This window comes from Oceanobacillus sojae, assembly GCF_007991515.1.
GTDB classification, from domain to species: domain Bacteria; phylum Bacillota; class Bacilli; order Bacillales; family Amphibacillaceae; genus Oceanobacillus; species Oceanobacillus sojae.
The window spans coordinates 1-15525 of the sequence record NZ_BJYM01000005.1 but is presented as its reverse complement, the minus strand read 5'-3'; the positions used below and the strand labels follow the sequence as shown (position 1 = coordinate 15525).

17 protein-coding genes are annotated in these 15525 nt (G+C 36.9%); 7 read left to right on the top strand and 10 right to left on the bottom strand.

All coding sequences use genetic code 11. The features are described 5' to 3' along the window. Window positions 1-243 precede the first annotated feature (243 nt). From OSO01_RS06885 to OSO01_RS06865, 5 genes are all read left to right on the top strand, one after another. Complete coding sequence (locus tag OSO01_RS06885) at window positions 244-786, top strand: GNAT family N-acetyltransferase (RefSeq protein WP_147209702.1); 543 nt, start codon at window positions 244-246, stop codon at window positions 784-786. Window positions 787-798: 12 nt separating this feature from the next. Then, on the top strand, window positions 799-1245 hold the full coding sequence (gene fosB, locus OSO01_RS06880) for a metallothiol transferase FosB (RefSeq protein ID WP_147209701.1): 447 nt from the start codon (window positions 799-801) through the stop codon (window positions 1243-1245). Between the two features lie 165 nt (window positions 1246-1410). Then, window positions 1411-1944: a cysteine hydrolase family protein gene (locus OSO01_RS06875; RefSeq protein ID WP_147209700.1), complete on the top strand. Its 534-nt coding sequence runs from the start codon at window positions 1411-1413 to the stop codon at window positions 1942-1944. Between the two features lie 328 nt (window positions 1945-2272). After that, window positions 2273-2458 carry a hypothetical protein gene (locus OSO01_RS06870; protein ID WP_147209699.1) on the top strand — a complete coding sequence of 62 codons (186 nt, stop codon included), beginning with the start codon at window positions 2273-2275 and terminating at the stop codon, window positions 2456-2458. A gap of 15 nt (window positions 2459-2473) precedes the next feature. Next, window positions 2474-2728 carry a spore coat protein gene (locus tag OSO01_RS06865; protein ID WP_077603737.1) on the top strand — a complete coding sequence of 85 codons (255 nt, stop codon included), beginning with the start codon at window positions 2474-2476 and terminating at the stop codon, window positions 2726-2728. A 123-nt stretch (window positions 2729-2851) separates the two neighbouring features. On the opposite strand, the gene OSO01_RS06860 is transcribed toward OSO01_RS06865, so the two are convergent. Then, the gene (locus OSO01_RS06860; protein ID WP_186813576.1) at window positions 2852-3475 is read right to left on the bottom strand and encodes a response regulator transcription factor; all 624 of its coding nucleotides are present in this window, start codon (window positions 3473-3475) and stop codon (window positions 2852-2854) included. 309 nt (window positions 3476-3784) lie between these two features. Further along, window positions 3785-4165, bottom strand: a complete 381-nt coding sequence (locus tag OSO01_RS06855; protein WP_147209697.1) for an SLAP domain-containing protein — start codon at window positions 4163-4165, stop codon at window positions 3785-3787. Between the two features lie 158 nt (window positions 4166-4323). Here OSO01_RS06855 and OSO01_RS06850 point away from each other — a divergent pair, with 158 nt between their 5' ends. Next, complete coding sequence (locus tag OSO01_RS06850) at window positions 4324-4539, top strand: DUF2187 family protein (protein ID WP_147209696.1); 216 nt, start codon at window positions 4324-4326, stop codon at window positions 4537-4539. Window positions 4540-4655: 116 nt separating this feature from the next. On the opposite strand, the gene OSO01_RS06845 is transcribed toward OSO01_RS06850, so the two are convergent. The 6 genes from OSO01_RS06845 to OSO01_RS06820 all read right to left on the bottom strand — a co-directional run bounded on the left by OSO01_RS06845 (window position 4656) and on the right by OSO01_RS06820 (window position 11773). Then, window positions 4656-5708: a hypothetical protein gene (locus OSO01_RS06845; RefSeq protein ID WP_186813575.1), complete on the bottom strand. Its 1053-nt coding sequence runs from the start codon at window positions 5706-5708 to the stop codon at window positions 4656-4658. Window positions 5709-5723: 15 nt separating this feature from the next. Beyond that, on the bottom strand, window positions 5724-6680 hold the full coding sequence (locus tag OSO01_RS06840) for an acetamidase/formamidase family protein (protein ID WP_147209695.1): 957 nt from the start codon (window positions 6678-6680) through the stop codon (window positions 5724-5726). A gap of 226 nt (window positions 6681-6906) precedes the next feature. Continuing rightward, window positions 6907-8790 (bottom strand): PTS fructose transporter subunit IIABC, encoded by a 1884-nt coding sequence (locus tag OSO01_RS06835; protein WP_147209694.1) that lies wholly within the window; start codon window positions 8788-8790, stop codon window positions 6907-6909. 14 nt (window positions 8791-8804) lie between these two features. Next, window positions 8805-9719 (bottom strand): 1-phosphofructokinase, encoded by a 915-nt coding sequence (gene pfkB, locus OSO01_RS06830; RefSeq protein ID WP_147209693.1) that lies wholly within the window; start codon window positions 9717-9719, stop codon window positions 8805-8807. Further along, the gene (locus OSO01_RS06825) at window positions 9720-10466 is read right to left on the bottom strand and encodes a DeoR/GlpR family DNA-binding transcription regulator (RefSeq protein WP_147209692.1); all 747 of its coding nucleotides are present in this window, start codon (window positions 10464-10466) and stop codon (window positions 9720-9722) included. A 398-nt stretch (window positions 10467-10864) separates the two neighbouring features. Then, on the bottom strand, window positions 10865-11773 hold the full coding sequence (locus OSO01_RS06820) for a helix-turn-helix transcriptional regulator (protein WP_147209691.1): 909 nt from the start codon (window positions 11771-11773) through the stop codon (window positions 10865-10867). A 75-nt stretch (window positions 11774-11848) separates the two neighbouring features. Here OSO01_RS06820 and OSO01_RS06815 point away from each other — a divergent pair, with 75 nt between their 5' ends. Then, window positions 11849-12301 (top strand): VOC family protein, encoded by a 453-nt coding sequence (locus OSO01_RS06815; protein ID WP_147209934.1) that lies wholly within the window; start codon window positions 11849-11851, stop codon window positions 12299-12301. 123 nt (window positions 12302-12424) lie between these two features. On the opposite strand, the gene OSO01_RS06810 is transcribed toward OSO01_RS06815, so the two are convergent. Both OSO01_RS06810 and OSO01_RS06805 read right to left on the bottom strand, forming a co-directional pair. After that, entirely contained in the window at window positions 12425-14338 is a 1914-nt protein-coding gene (locus OSO01_RS06810; RefSeq protein ID WP_147209690.1) for a vWA domain-containing protein, read from the bottom strand. 19 nt (window positions 14339-14357) lie between these two features. After that, the gene (locus OSO01_RS06805) at window positions 14358-15227 is read right to left on the bottom strand and encodes an ATP-binding protein (protein WP_147209689.1); all 870 of its coding nucleotides are present in this window, start codon (window positions 15225-15227) and stop codon (window positions 14358-14360) included. Between the last annotated feature and the right edge of the window lie 298 nt (window positions 15228-15525).

Genomic DNA, 15525 nt, shown 5'->3' with positions numbered 1-15525 from the left:
CTGACTGTAAGACCCTGCTTTACGAATAGAGAATATTCTAAGTGGAGATGGAAAAAATCACTGCGTAAAGTTTCGCTAAAACAAATAGTATCTCTCTTTAGAGTGAACGGGGAAATAATAAATATTCTCTTAACTTGTAAAGAGGGATTTTTTTGTGCGGGAAAAAAGTTTGAGCAGGCTTTAGGTGATTTTCTTACTATCCTGTTATAAAATGAAGGAAGTAACGTAACAGGAGGTAGTATTGTGGATTGGTTCCAGCGGTTAAATGAATATTTTCCGGTAGAGGAAATGAAAGCAAAAGAACAAATAGAAGCTTTACTGAAGGAAAAACCAAATAATTATTATAAGGATGAAAGTGACCTTCATATTATGATGTATGCAGAATATGAACAGTTTGTTTTTGTTGATTTTTTGTGGGTTTCTGAAAAAGCCCGTGGAAAAGGAATTGGTAAAAAATTGATTCAGCAGTTAAAAGATAAACAGAAAACAATTATTTTAGAGGTAGAGCCGGTAGATGAAAACAATGAGGATACAGAAAAACGGCTGCGCTTTTATTTCCGTGAAGGGTTCAGGATATCAGAAGCAATTTCTTATCAGTTTCAGGCATTAGTATCTCATTCGGAAACAGAATTGGATATTATGTATTGGGATGCACAGGAGAAAACGGATGAGCAATTATTGGATTATATGGTAACAATCTATGAAGAAATTCATTCTTATAATCAGAAGAAAATTTATGGATATGAGCCGAAGCCGACAAGTGAAGTATTGAAGATAGAGGCTTAACAGGAGGATTCAATGCAAATTCAAGGAGTAAATCATTTTTTATATTCTGTATCTGATTTAGAAAAATCTATCGCGTTTTACAAAAATGTATTTAATGCAAAATTACTCGTAAAAGGAAGATCTACTGCTTATTTTGATTTAAACGGAATCTGGCTTGCTTTGAATGAAGAAAAGGATATTCCCCGCAGTGAGATTCAAGCTTCCTACACACATCAGGCATTTTCTGTTAAAGAGGCAGAATTAGAAGCCTGGGAGCAGCATTTAAAACAATTAGGGGTTCATATATTGGAAGGACGGGAACGTGCGGAAGAGGATAAGCAATCCATTTATTTTACTGATTTAGACGGACATAAGTTTGAACTCCACACAGGAACACTTCAGGAGCGTTTAGACTATTATCAGAATGAGAAAAAGCATATGCGTTTTTACCCGGAAAATGTAAATAACTTAAAAGAATAAATGGATAAAAAGAGTTCTCGGACAGAGAGCTCTTTTTTTAGCGGAAAGCAGGAATTTGATGAATAAAACGGAAGTTATATAAAAGAAGGAGTTGATTCCAGTGGTATATCATACGTAACCAAATCATTTTAGGAATAAATTCAATATCATTGGAGGGCTGTAATATTGAAAGCATTATTAGCAATAGATATGCAAAAAGCACTAATTAATGAGCGGCATGATTTAGGAGAGCGTGTTAATAATATGGAGCTTATCTTAAAAGACTTTTCAAAGCAAGGCTTACCAATTTTTCTGATTCAGCATACTAGTGAAAATAAAGAAGATCCATTTTATATAAACGGAAGTGGAGCAGAGATTTATCCACCCTTTAAAAAGTATGGTACAGAAATAATTCAAAAAGAAACACCCAGCGCATTTTATCAAACTAATTTGCTGGAAAAGTGCAAAACATACAATGTGGACGAGCTTGTCATTATCGGTCTTAATACAGAATTTTGCTGTTTATTCACAGCGATTGCAGCATATGATCGCGGATTTAAGGTTGTATTTCTGGAAGATGCTACTGCAACAGTAAATAATGGAGATATATATGAAATGAAGGATTTAGATATTCCAGATTTTATTGGAACGGTTTTGCATTGGTCAAAAACGGTAAATGTCCTTGATTTAGATGAATATAAAGAATGGCGTAATGAATGATTAAATCCTGTATAAGGAAATTTAAAAGCCGAATGAATGGTCTTGAGAAACTGCTTGGTTAAACAAGGGAAAAAGTAATGAATTTGTTAATAATACCCTTCTGTGGGCATATAAAATAATTCGTCGGGCATAATAACCTTGATAAAACGAAACTGCATTCAATGGAAGGTTTTTCGATGCACGATTCTTTACGAGGGAGCGGATAATCGCACTCGTTGATTCTGCGTACTTAATCCGCTTCCTCTTTTCCTATTGAATGTCAGTTGCGTAATTCAGGGAGTTAGCGTTTGTTATCTCCGTGATAAATTTTTGGAAAGGGGTTTGTCTGATGAGCCAATTAACGCAAACTGAACTGGAAACATTGCGTAAAGTCATTGGAGAGCATGGAATGATTGTCAATAAACTGGAGGCTTATGCTGAACAGGCACAAGATCCGGAATTTAAATCAATGCTGCAATTTGATGCAGAAGATGCTCGCAATGCCAAGCAACAATTAATGTCATTTTTACAATAGGAGGGTGGTTTGAAAATGTTTCAGGATAAAGAGATGGTGAATGATTATTTAAACGGTCTTAATGCAAGTTTAAAAGGTTATGCTGGCTATATTTCAGAATCAAATAATCCCCAGCTGCGCCAAAAATTTGTGGAACTGAGAAACCGTGATGAGGCACGTCAATTGAAAGTATACCAATATGCATTGCAAAATGGATATTATCAGCCTGGTCAGCAGGCAAGTCCCCAAGAAGTGCAGCAAGTGCAAACTGAATTATCTCAGGGCAGCTAATAAAACAGGGCATGTATATGACGGCTTGGAGATAGCGTCATAATTTTAAAATATGTATGCATTAAAAAACGAGAAGTCTATTTCTTGCATAGGCTTCTCGTTTTACTTCATTACATTATTTTTCTAAATCCAGCCTTTACGATATGCCAAAAGCATTGCGTTAGTCCGGTCATTTACATTTAGTTTCCTTAGAACTGTTGTAACATGGTTTTTAACTGTTTTATCAGATATTTCTAAGTTTCTGGCGATAATTTCGTTATTATTGCCTCTTGATATCTCAAGCAGCACATCCCATTCCCGTTTTGTAAGGAGTCCCTCAGGACGGGATTGTAATGTAGAAGAGAGGGTTAAAAATTCGTCATGTAAATCCTTAGCTAACTCAGGATAAACATAAATACAATCTGAGTCAATAAAACGAATTCCTGATACGACTTCATTTAAACTCATATTTTTAACAAAATAGCCATCAAAATCTAATTCATATAAGCGGATAATATCCTTCATATGCAGATTAGGCAGGATAATAGCAGTTTTAACATCATTTAATTGCTCCTGTTCAAGAATACGTGTGATGTCATTATATTGATAAATTGGTACCATGACTAAATCTGGTACATTTGATGAATCAAGCTGAAAATCATCTAAATCTCTTAAAGATAGTATAGAAATATTTAAATTCGTTTTTTCGGATAACGTAAAAGCGTCAATAAAATTCAAAGTTCTGTTCGAAGTTGGTGTTATACTCAAAATTATCATCTCCTGTCATTTGAGTGAGTATTTTCGTGATGTAAATAAAAAATGAATAATTATGCGATATTGATTCTTGAGTCTAGTAGCAGTTCAAAATAAATATTTGGCAAAACTATTCGAGCTTGTTTTCTATAAGAAAAGGGGATATGAATTTTTAGACTTCTGCTGATGAAATCATATCTTCAAATATAGCATAGGATTGTATGAATTTAAATCCTGAAAAAGATTTTAATTAAAAAATGATAGTTAAATCCTGGTTTAAAAAAGTAAAAGTACCTACTTATGCATGATTATCCAAGAAATATACTATTTATAAACTAGGTTACCGTGTAAAATGATAGGGAAATCTGTAAAACTGGACTCTGGAAAAATAAAAGTCCAGGGCATGCTTGAATCTGGAGGTACAAAAACCCTTTCTAAAGTAAATTGTTTTTCTGCTTTTACTACGTCGTCTTCTACATATTGTAATGTTGTGTTACTAAATGAGCACGCTTGTCTGCTGTAATTATTAATTAAAACAGTTACCAATAAATCTGACCGATGGTTTCTTGCTTGCCACAAAGCAGTGAATGTCATCTGCTTATCAACCGTGTTATGTTGTACAGAATTTTGAAATATTTGTTCAATCTTGCGCCGGTCAGTATCGGGAAGCGCTTTATCCCATTTGGGTTCAAAAACAAGGTTCATAACAAATCCTCCTTATAGATACCTTGATTATATAAGATTCGAGCATAGAAATAAATTTTTAGCGTTTCTTTTGAAAAAAAATGTCATTCGTTTTAGACTTATGTTACGATAAGTGGGATAAAAACACTAGTCAGCTATGAACTAAGGGAGGTTATAACATGGAAGAGGAAAATTTAGAGCAACAGGCAGTGAAGCCGGAGAATATTGCGGAAGTTGGAGAAACAATCAGTATTGTACGCGGAGAGCATAAAGGTAAAAAAGCAGAGGTGCTTATTGTACGCGAAAATTCTGTTATTGTCCGTATCGGAAATCATCCATCTACTGGAGAGCCGATTAAAACAGTAGTAAATCATAAAAATTATAAAAGAAAATAATTTGGATAGTATAAAAACAGCCCTGGTGAATAATGTGCTAGAGCTGTTTTTATATAGAAGAAAGAAAATGGTTTCCATCTGGATAGTATTCGTTTTTCGTGAATAAAATACAGACGTTATACTACGGTGTCTAAATCTCCTTTGTAGAGTAATGATGAAGCTTCTAATTCTGCCAAATCTTCAGTAAGTATTTTATTAATATCATTAAAAAGTGCAACGATTTTTACAAAGCAGCCTTTTTGTCCCGTATACGGCTCTGCGATAAAAAAAGGTTGTGTTAAATAAGCTTCCAGCTTTTGACCGCGCGTAAAGTCGTTCTTTTCCTTTTTACTCATTTTTTCATATCCTCTAATAGCATAAAGCGCTCGCAGTTCCCTATAGCGCCGTAAAGTCTTCCTGGCATCCTGCTGCAATCTGTTTTGTTTTTTATCGAGCGGGTAGCTCTCTGAAATTGAAAAGAGAGGGTGAATGGCAGGATAGTACTTTTGAGCAACGAGTTCTGCATCAAATTGCCAAATTGTATCCAGAGGGCCAAATGGAAGGTCCTCATCAGGAGCCTCACCACTTAAATCCATTAAAAAAGTTGTTAAGCTGAGAACTTCTTTCAATTGAAGATTTTGATTAAAGTCTCCCAGTTCTCCGGATATAACATGGGCTCTGTCAACGACAAGCAAAATATTTTTATTTTTCCATTCATCTGATAAGAGAACAGCTATTTCCTCAAACCCGGCGGCAATATAGTCCGATTCATGAAGTAAATCTTTTAATCCAGGGTCTTCCTGTTTTGGTGTGAGAGTTATTGTCTTAAAGGAGTTATTTTTTAATCTGTGAAACACTTCAGCTAAGAGAGCGAGCTGTCCCATATCAGGCCGTGCAATTAACCCTACTGTACTATTCAAGACAAGTGGAGCGAATAAATCTATTGTTTTTATACCAGTCTCTATTTTTTTGCTGTAGTCTTCTATAATAATTAAATCATCTACACTACAATTTGCTAATTTTGCAAGCAAAACAATCGTTCTAATTTCTGCACGTCCTAAAGGAATCTTACCTGTACAGAGATTGGAGACAGTTGCAGGCCGCAGTCCAGCATTTTTTGCTGCGACTGTCAGGTTAGGCACTCTGCTTCGTAAAAAAGTTGTATTCAATCTTATGGTAAGAGGGTCCATTGCAATGCTCCTTTCTTATTTACAAATCTTATCTTTTGCTAAAAAAGCATGAACTCCTTTGTTTCCATTAACAATTTGGGTGATGCGTAAATCAACAGCCAGTGAAGCCCATGCACTTGCTTCAGCTCTTGAAAATGAGTAGATTTCTATCATCCAGTCTATCATATTATTTAGTGCTAACCACATAGCTTCGTCTAAATCTTCATGGAATGCCATGGTAATCCATGCTTCTGGTGTTTCAGCTTTTGGAAATGAAAGCTTTTGTTTCTTATGAAGAATGAAGGTTAAATCAACTTTCTCCATTGGACATTCTAAAGCGGGACCGCTAATTTCACCATCGCCTTGAATAGCATGACCATCTCCTGTTGAAAAAAGCCCGCCCTCAACAGAAACCGGCAAAAACAAACGACTTCCAGCCTGGAGTTCCTTACAGTCTATATTCCCTCCAGATGGTCTCGGAATAAAAGTACTATGTTTTCCTTCAGTGTTAGGAGGCATGCCCATTATCCCCATAAAAGGAGCTATTTTAATTTTATAAGGAAAATTACCAAACTGGCTCACTGCTTCTTTACGATTGTTATCAACTAAAAAATCAAGCATAGCTTCTTTTTCTTCTGCGATTCCTATTTTTTTGTTCCATTCACTGGGAAATCCTCCCCCGGAAGTCCATCCCCATTCACCTGGAACAATTTCATTAATTTTAATTTCTAAGGTATCTCCGACTTCTGCATGATGAATAGAAATCGGACCAATGAGAGAATGACCGAAGAAGGAATCTTGCCGCTCCGGGTTGATTTCTGTCCAACGTTTTCGTTGAGCACCGGGAGCACTCCTTTTCTCCATACCCCAAGCGGAGTCGAGTGTTTTAAACACAACAGAATCTCCACTGTGAATAGTAAGAATTGGATCTAAATCTTGACTGAAATGATTGTGTAAAGAATTTTTGTCAGGGATTAAATAATAAGTCTTCAAGAAAATCACTCCTTATATATTTACTTTATAAAGTAATATAAATTACTCATGAAAGTAAATATATAAATTGAAATAATCTGAATTTATTAGGATTGTTTAACTTGATGAAAGTAGCGAAAGACAATTTTTATTTTATATTCGATAGTTTTTAATTCCGTTCTTAATACATAAAAAAAGGAAGTCCAACATCTGTTGAACTTCCTCAGAAATCTGAATTGTTTTCTATTTATTGTGAAACAGGCTTTTTCCATAATCCAAGTATTAGCCCTGAGATAACCGCACCGATAATTAATGATAACAAGAAGAATATTGGCGCATCACCTAATGGAACAACGAAAATACCACCATGTGGAGCCGGGATTGTGCTATGGAATAATTGTGTCAGTCCACCAGCAATTGCTGCTCCGATTACAGATGAGGTAATTACACGCAATGGATCTGCTGCTGCAAATGGAATGGCTCCTTCTGTAACAAAGGATAATCCCATAATATAGTTAGCTGTTCCAGATTTACGCTCATCTTCTGTAAATTTATTTTTAAAGAAGGTTGTTGCCAGAGCAATCGCTAGAGGAGGTACCATACCACCGACCATAACTGCGGCCATAAAAGCTCCGTCTCCAGTATCTGTGAAAATACCGATGGAGAATGCATATGCTGCTTTGTTAAATGGTCCACCCATATCGATAGCCATCATACCGCCAAGGAGAATACCCAGTAAAACAATATTTCCTGTACCAAGACCTGTTAAGAAGTCTAAAATATAATTATTTAGTGTTGAGAAAACAGGACCGATTGCAAAATACATCGCTGCCCCAGTTACGAGTAAGCCGATTACCGGGTACAATAAGATCGGTTTAATACTTGCCAGAGATTGTGGCATATTTCTTAGTAGATGCTTGATTAATACTACGATATAACCTGCAGCAAAACCGCCGACAAGACCACCGATAAAACCTGCGTTACTGTCTACTGCCATTAGACCGGCTACCATACCAGGCATTAATGCTGGTCTGTCACCAATACTCATTGCAATATAGCCAGCAAGAATCGGTATTAAGAAGTTAAATGCCATACCACCGACGCCATTAAAGAAAAGGAAGAACTGTGATTCATCTCCTAATACATTTTCAAACAGAAAGGAGATAGCAAGTAAGATTCCGCCCCCGATAACAAATGGAAGCATATGGGAAATTCCGTTCATTAAATCTTTATAAATTTTACCCCAGGTAGATTGCTTTTCATATTCTCCATCGTCCTCAGATCTTTCTCCCGAGTCACGATAAATTGGTGCATCTTGGTTTGATGCTTTGGTAATAAGCTCTTCTGCTTTTTTAATACCATCTACTACAGGACGTTCGACTACGTGTTTTCCATCAAATCGCGCCATTTCTACTTTTTTGCTGGCAGCAACGATAACGCCGGAAGCACGTTTGATTTCTTCAGATGTTAAACGGTTTTTTGTGCCGTCTGAGCCGTTTGTTTCCACCTTAATGTCTACATTCATTTCTTTAGCTTTTTTCTTCAAAGCATCTTCTGCCATATAGGTGTGAGCAATTCCAGTAGGACATGCTGTTACGGCAACTACAAATGGCTTTTCATCTGTTGCTGCTGTAGTACTTTTTGCAGCTTCATTTGTTTTTTCCTGAGCTTCCTCTTCTTTCGTTGATTCAATGAATAGCGCTTCTACTTCATCAGGAGTCGAAGCATCTTTTAACTTATTTACAAAGTCCGGTTCCATCAGAAGACGGGACAATGCCGCTATCGTTTGCAGGTGTGTATCATTTCCGCCTTCAGGAACAGCGATCATAAAGAAAAGGTGGGCAGGCTGTCCATCTAAGGAATCATAATCAATCCCAGCTTTACTTTTCGCAAATAATACAGTAGGTTCTTTCACAGATGCCATTTTTGCGTGGGGCATTGCGATTCCATCACCTAACCCGGTTGAGGATTGTTCCTCGCGGGCCAGAATTGCTTTTTTAAATGACTCTTGTTCAGAAATGATTCTGTACTTATAAAGGTTTGCGATCATTTCATCAAGGGCAGCTTCTTTGGATGTAGCTTTAAGGTTTAAAAGCATTACATCTTTTTTTAATAAATCTGCAACTTGCATGTCTATCATCCTTTCTATTTTAGGTTTTCTACTTGTACATGAGCTAACAGGTCTTTAATCACTTCGGTGCTGGCAAGATCTTCCGAAAAAGCAGTTGCACTGCCGGAAGCGACAGATGTTCTAAAGGATTGTACAGAATCCTTTGATTTTAAGTAGGAGCTGATAAATCCAGCAACCATCGAATCACCAGCACCAACGGAATTAATTAGTTTACCCTTAGGAGCTTCGGCTTTATACGTTCCTCGTTCGGATATGAGCAAGGCGCCATCTCCACCCATAGAGATAATAACGTGTTTTGCTCCTTTTTCTAACAGCTTCTTCCCGTAGGCTATAACTTCTTCATTTGTTTCCAGCTTCACATTAAATAATGCTTCCAGCTCATGAATATTTGGTTTAACCAATAATGGTTTATAGCTTAAAGATGCTTCAAGTGCAGCGCCTGTAGTATCAATAGCAAATTCAGCGCCTTGACTCGTTACTTGCTGGATTAATTTCTCGTAAAAATCTTCGGGCAGGGAAGGGGGCTTGCTTCCGGATAAAATCACGGTATCTCCCTCTTTAATCTTTTCCAATTGCTTTAGGAACGCAGCAACCTCTTCATCTGATAAAGCAGGACCGCGCCCGTTTATTTCTGTTTCCTGATCCGATTTAAGTTTAATATTAATGCGCGTATCTTCTTTGATGTTGATAAAGTTTGTACGCACATCTAATTCGTCTAAGGCATCTTCAATAAACTTTCCTGTGAAGCCGCCTACGAAGCCAAGGGCAATAGATTCTGTTGAGAGTGCCTTTAAAATTCGCGATACATTAATACCTTTTCCGCCAGGGAGCTTATAGTCGTTCTTCATATAACTCAGCCCGCCCAATTCTATTTTGTCGACAGGAACAATGTAGTCGATCGATGGGTTTAAAGTAATCGTATAAATCATCTAATCTACCTCCAAAATGGTTGTTTGATTTAAATAAGGCTGATGTATATTTGAGATTTTATCTGTAATAAATGTTACATCAGAAACATCACATATCTTTGCAAAACTGACTTTATTCCATTTACTATCATCTGCAAGAAAATAAATGTCTGAAGCTCTTTCAATGGCTAATTGTTTCATAGAAGCTTCCTCAGGATCTGGTGTTGTACAGCCAAATGTCATATCAATACTATCCACACCGAGAAAGACTTTTGTAAATTGATAATTCATTAAAGAACGTTGACTGGGTGCGCCTACCATCGCTTTTGTAGAATGCTTTAATTTACCGCCTACGAGATAAGCATCAATTTGCCTCTCTGCAAGCATAGAAGCATGGGCAATACCATTTGTAACAACTGTAATAGACAAATTAGAAAGAAACGGAATCATTTCAAGTGTTGTCGTACCTGCATCTAAATAAATGACATCATTCTCTTCTAAAAGTGAGACGGCATACCTCCCTATATTCATTTTTTGTTGACTGTTTTTGATCGTTTTTTCCTGATACGTCAGCTCTGCTCCAAACGTTGCGTTCAATTTCGCACCGCCATGAATGCGGAGCAGGAGCCCTTTACTCTCTAATTGAGCGAGGTCTCTGCGAATTGTTGACTCTGAGCAGCCAAGTCTCTCGATTAAATCAACAGACTTGATTACACCGCTTTCATTTAGACGACGTAAAATATACTGATGGCGTTCATCTGTTAGCATATCCTCACCTCTTGTTTTTATAATATCATCTAAATCATTCAAAAACAACCAAAATCATTCAAAATAAAGCTGAGAAATAAATAATAATGAACGTGGATGGAAGATAGGTATAATATACGTAACATTTTCTATTTGAAATTGAATAATATTTCCTTCCTGTAAAAAGAAAAGGAATAAAATGAAGAGGCGGGAAAGTGAAAGAATCAATCAGATAGTGCATAATTGATTGAGTATGCGAGGTATCATAGGAAACAGCTGATGGTTTCTTAGTGTGGAATTAAAATTATATAAGATGTTGAGGACTGCTGGTTTGGTAATGATTCTGTTTTTTGAGCTCATACGCCATTTACTTATATCTATATGAGCCCATTATTTATAGAAAGCCAGCCCGAAGAAACTTATTGATAAAGCTTTAATGCCTCCTCCAAAAAAAATTTATAATTAGCAATAAAGCTTTCGGGTTTTATAATTTTAATTTTATCGCCGAATCCTGCTAAAAATTGATAGGAAAATGGATTCTCAGGCAGTTCAATAGTTGCAAGATAGTTTCTTGGGGTAACTTCTGTTACAGCGTTTTTTCCGTATCTCTCGATAAATTGATCTCTTACAGCGACATCTATCAATACTTGCACACTAACCAAATCTTGTTGTTTATTATATTGTTTTTCTTCCTCAAATATCTTATCTGTTTTTGGGGTGAAAAAACCTTCTTTTTCGATATTTGTTATCCTTGTTAACTTAAACGTCCGATAGTCTTCCCGTTCTAAGTTAAACCCGATAAGATACCAATGCATTTCGCTTAAATGTAATTTATAAGGTTCTACAGATCTGTATGTTATATTTCCTTTTTGGTCTACATATTCAAACTTTAGTAACCAATTATTTTCAATGGCTTGTCTGATAAATGAAACATCTTCTTTAATTTGTCTTCTTCCAGTCCAGTCATAAAAGGATAAATCATATTTCGGGGAAATGTCAGCACTGGTCATTCCTTTAATTTTCTGGATAGTCGTTTGAATTTCCTGGTTCGTGATTAACTGTTCAAAACCGCTTAATGCTACAAGTATATTTTCAATATCACTGTTATTTAATAAACGTTTATCGAATTTATAATCTTCCATAAGGGCGTATCCTCCTTCAGCACCATATGTTGCATAAACAGGTATTCTTGCATAACTTAATGTTTCCATATCGCGCTGAATCGTCCGTTTGGATACATTAAAAAGCCTGCTGAATTCTGAAGCGGAGACAGATTTCTTTTGTAATAAAATCATAACGATGGAGATAAGCCGCTCAATTTTTTTCATGTTTTCCTCCCATATACGACATACAGTTGTCGTCTTTGTTCTATTATACTTCAAATATGAAAAGGGGGAATAATGATGAAAGCAATAGCTTATTTACAATTTAATGGGGAAGCAGAGGAAGCAACAGCTTTTTATGAAAAAGCTTTTCAGGCAAAAAGCGTTAAAGTGAAATTTGGTGCTTTTGGTCAAAATTCAGAATATCCGTTATCGGAGGAGGAGGAAAATATGATTATGGAATCTCGTATGGAGTTTTCAGGGAATATTTTAATGATCTCGGATGTTCTGCCTTCTATGCAGGCTGTGACAGGCGCAGTCACAAAGGGGTGTATGGTCTTAATCAGCATTATTGATGCTGATCCGGAAACGAATAAACAATTTTTTGAAAAGCTTTCGGAAGGCGGTACTGTGATTATGCCTTTATCTTCTACGCCTTGGTCAGCAAGCTTTGGCATGTTAGTTGATAAATTTGGTGTGACATGGAAATTTAATAGTGAGGCAAGTAAATTTCTAGATAGCTTCTTAAATTAAATTTGTAATATTAGAACGAGACTCACATAATATTTTAATGTAATGTCCACGTTAAGACAGCAATACCTTAACAGGCCCTGAAAATCCTATATAATTGAAGATTTTCAGGGCCTGTTATACTTTTTATATGGCCTTGAGCAATAAACGCTTGAGTAAAGGTGTGAAATGCTCTGGCAGAGCACTCACATCCGGAACCATAATGCGCTCTTTTCCATAAATATTCTGCATCATGTTATCATCATTCTCGTCAATTTGTCCGTTTGCAAGAAACATACCGACTACATCAATTTGATGTTTACGGGCCTGGGCAACAGCCTGGTACGTATCAACAATGCCATTTTGGTCATAACCGGAAGCTGCCGGCTGTCCGTCGGAAAAGACAAGTAAAAATTTATTCTTCTCGCTGCGGCTGATTAATTTTTTAGTGACATGACGAATACTGAAGCCGTCCCGATTATCCTCCTGTGCTTCCAGCTGCATAATTTTAGCACCCTGTTCTTTATATAAGGAATCCTCTAACGTCTGGATATATTGGAGATAATTCGGCTGATAATTTTCACTGACTTTATTGGCATCCTCCCAAAAGCCGATAATTTCATGGGGGATGCGTAATTCTTTTAGTACTTCATGAAACAGGGTAACACCCCGTTTTGTTTCCTCCATTTTGTTTTCCATAGAAGCAGAGCAATCGATTAATAAAGTGAAAACCGCATCAAATTCCTTTGATTCTTGTTCTTTTTTATAAAAAACTCGTGGAGAATCCTCTAGGAAGACAGGAAGCAGCTTTTTAGAAAGTCTGCCAAATAAAAGGTTTGTTCTCGGTGTATTCTGCTTATGCTCCAGAGTTAATTGAATGGTTTTGGCAAGCTTTCTTTTAAAGGGGTCAATTTCCTCTATAAATTGCCGATATTGCAGCTCTTCATCCTCTGTAGGAGCCTCTGCATATTCTGTAAACATCCGAGCATGCTCATTCTCTTTGCCAAAGCTCGATTCACTGCTGTTTTCCGAAGTATTCTCTTCCTTATTTAGAGATTCTTTATCAGAATAATCATTTTGTGTGCTCTGGCCGGATGCACCTTGAATCGCAGCCATCGCCTGATCACCATCCTCTGTTTCACGGGCACCGCCACCCAGTATAGAGGTTTTTGTTCCCTGTTCTAATTCAAATTGCAGGAAATTCTGTTTGCGGTCATCATTTTTATTTTCACGATGCCATGTAGAGAAGGTCTCATCAAAGTATTCATTTTCTTCGTTTGTTTCTTCCTGCTGATCTTCATTCACAAGTGGATCTGTCCGTGTCAATTCATCAAAAAGTGTATTTTTCTCATAAGTTTCCACATGCCCGATTGGCAAGATAAAATATTCATGAATGGAATCTGTATAGCCTGCCTGTTGCATTCTCTGAACAATTTTTTCTGTTAAAGCAACATTATCCCGCGTATTTCTAGTTTCAAAAACGCTATATAGCTGAGGTTTTAAACTATCGAGCATATCCAGCTGCTCCTCTTCTACGCGAGGAAAATCCGGATCTGGCTGATTGGCAAACAGTAATAAATAAATCATACAAAAAATTTCATCTGTTGCGTAACTGCGTGTCACATTAGACTGCAGCTGTGTCGTGAAATAATGATGAAAATATTGTTGCCGATAAGTGAAGTTCCGTTTTGTGCCAGGGCGTTTTTTGCGAATATCGTCTTCTAAACGAATATCTTCTAATAAAGTTATTAACTGTATTGCGAATTTAGGAAGAAAGGAATCCTGCAAACCTTCTTTAAATTGCTGCAGGCTTTTCACATCTGTTTGATGCAGTGTCCCTAATGTCCGCAGAATGACATCTGATTTAGCGCCTGCTTCCTTCATTTCTGATGGGAGCCGGTCCCAGAAACGGCTGGCTGTTACTTTGTTTTCTACTAAATCAATAAAGGAGCCAAAGCTGGATTCAAATTGCAGCTGTCCATTCTTTGCCAAAACAGTGGTCAAATCCTGCAATTGCATAAATAAATGGGTGTCGACTTTTGTTTGATGAAATCGATACATATGAATATAGCTCCTTTAATTAAAATAGTGTATCTGCCAGATTTTCAACGAACGATTTTTCGCGGTCTTCTTCCAGCTTATCAACGATACTGCGTAAAATAGCACGCTTAGGCGGAAGATAAATCGAAAGATCACAGGCATCCAACAGAGCGCGGATTGAAGCAGCATCCTCCGATAGTTTCCCCTGACTTACTGCTGTGATTAAATCATTAGATAATGTGACAAAATGACTGATCAGCTGCTTGTCTGTCAGATTTGTTGAATCGTTTATTAACTGTTCCAGCTGCTCCCCTTGAATATATGGTACATCAATAACGATAAAACGGTTTTTTAAAGCTTCGTTTAATGGAACTGTTCCAATATAACCCTCGTTAATGGCTGCAATCACACCAAATCCCTCTGCAGCAGTGACAATTTCATTGGTAAAAGGGTTGGTAATCGTTCGGCGATAGTCTAAAACTCCGTTAATCAGAGGTAACGTTTCTGGTTTGGCCATATTAATCTCATCAATATACAGAAAACTGCCTTGCTTCATTGCATTTGTAACAGGCCCGGGTACAAATTGGATTGTTTGCTTCTCTTCTTCATAGGCAAGCGTTTTGAAACCCATCAAGCTTTCTGCATCCAAGTCAACAGAACAGTTTACGCTGTACATTGGACGCTCAAAAAGAGAGGAAAGTGTTTCCGCAAACTTTGTTTTTCCAGCTCCGGTTGGTCCTTTTAATAAAATGTTTTTACCCATGCTCAATGCAACAATCGCATCAACTAATAATTCCTCACTTGGAGGAAGGTATCCGCCGGAACGGATCAGCTCCTGATGGTCTGTTGCTTGTTTTTTATTATTTTCAAGCAGCTCTTGAACTGCTTTTGGTAATTGATTTGTATTCATGGTTGGTTCTCCTTTTGAAATCATTTGCAGTGATTCCTTTTTTATTGGAGTTTTGAATATCCACTATAGATTAAAAAAGCTCCGTTCACATTGTATTACTACTTGTACAAAAATACAAAGAATGCGCAGTCGTTGCGATATGGGGAAGCAATTGCTAAGATAAATATAATAACTCAACTTTCGTATCTAAAAAAATAACTTGCTTATCATAGAGACAGGTGTTGATTGTTTCTTCCATCTATCTCTTGTTAAAGCATAAACTCTAGCTAGAAAGAAGGTAACGTGTAAGGCCCCGCTG

What these genes read in the sequence shown, in the direction of transcription:
- fosB (WP_147209701.1), top strand. Translation starts at nt 799, where the DNA reads ATGCAAATTCAAGGAGTAAATCATTTTTTATATTCTGTATCTGATTTA.
- OSO01_RS06870 (WP_147209699.1), top strand. Translation starts at nt 2,273, where the DNA reads ATGAGCCAATTAACGCAAACTGAACTGGAAACATTGCGTAAAGTCATT.
- OSO01_RS06865 (WP_077603737.1), top strand. Translation starts at nt 2,474, where the DNA reads ATGTTTCAGGATAAAGAGATGGTGAATGATTATTTAAACGGTCTTAAT.
- OSO01_RS06855 (WP_147209697.1), bottom strand. Translation starts at nt 4,165, where the DNA reads ATGAACCTTGTTTTTGAACCCAAATGGGATAAAGCGCTTCCCGATACT.
- OSO01_RS06850 (WP_147209696.1), top strand. Translation starts at nt 4,324, where the DNA reads ATGGAAGAGGAAAATTTAGAGCAACAGGCAGTGAAGCCGGAGAATATT.
- OSO01_RS06845 (WP_186813575.1), bottom strand. Translation starts at nt 5,708, where the DNA reads ATGGACCCTCTTACCATAAGATTGAATACAACTTTTTTACGAAGCAGA.
- OSO01_RS06835 (WP_147209694.1), bottom strand. Translation starts at nt 8,790, where the DNA reads ATGCAAGTTGCAGATTTATTAAAAAAAGATGTAATGCTTTTAAACCTT.
- pfkB (WP_147209693.1), bottom strand. Translation starts at nt 9,719, where the DNA reads ATGATTTATACGATTACTTTAAACCCATCGATCGACTACATTGTTCCT.
- OSO01_RS06825 (WP_147209692.1), bottom strand. Translation starts at nt 10,466, where the DNA reads ATGCTAACAGATGAACGCCATCAGTATATTTTACGTCGTCTAAATGAA.
- OSO01_RS06820 (WP_147209691.1), bottom strand. Translation starts at nt 11,773, where the DNA reads ATGAAAAAAATTGAGCGGCTTATCTCCATCGTTATGATTTTATTACAA.
- OSO01_RS06815 (WP_147209934.1), top strand. Translation starts at nt 11,849, where the DNA reads ATGAAAGCAATAGCTTATTTACAATTTAATGGGGAAGCAGAGGAAGCA.
- OSO01_RS06810 (WP_147209690.1), bottom strand. Translation starts at nt 14,338, where the DNA reads ATGTATCGATTTCATCAAACAAAAGTCGACACCCATTTATTTATGCAA.
- OSO01_RS06805 (WP_147209689.1), bottom strand. Translation starts at nt 15,227, where the DNA reads ATGAATACAAATCAATTACCAAAAGCAGTTCAAGAGCTGCTTGAAAAT.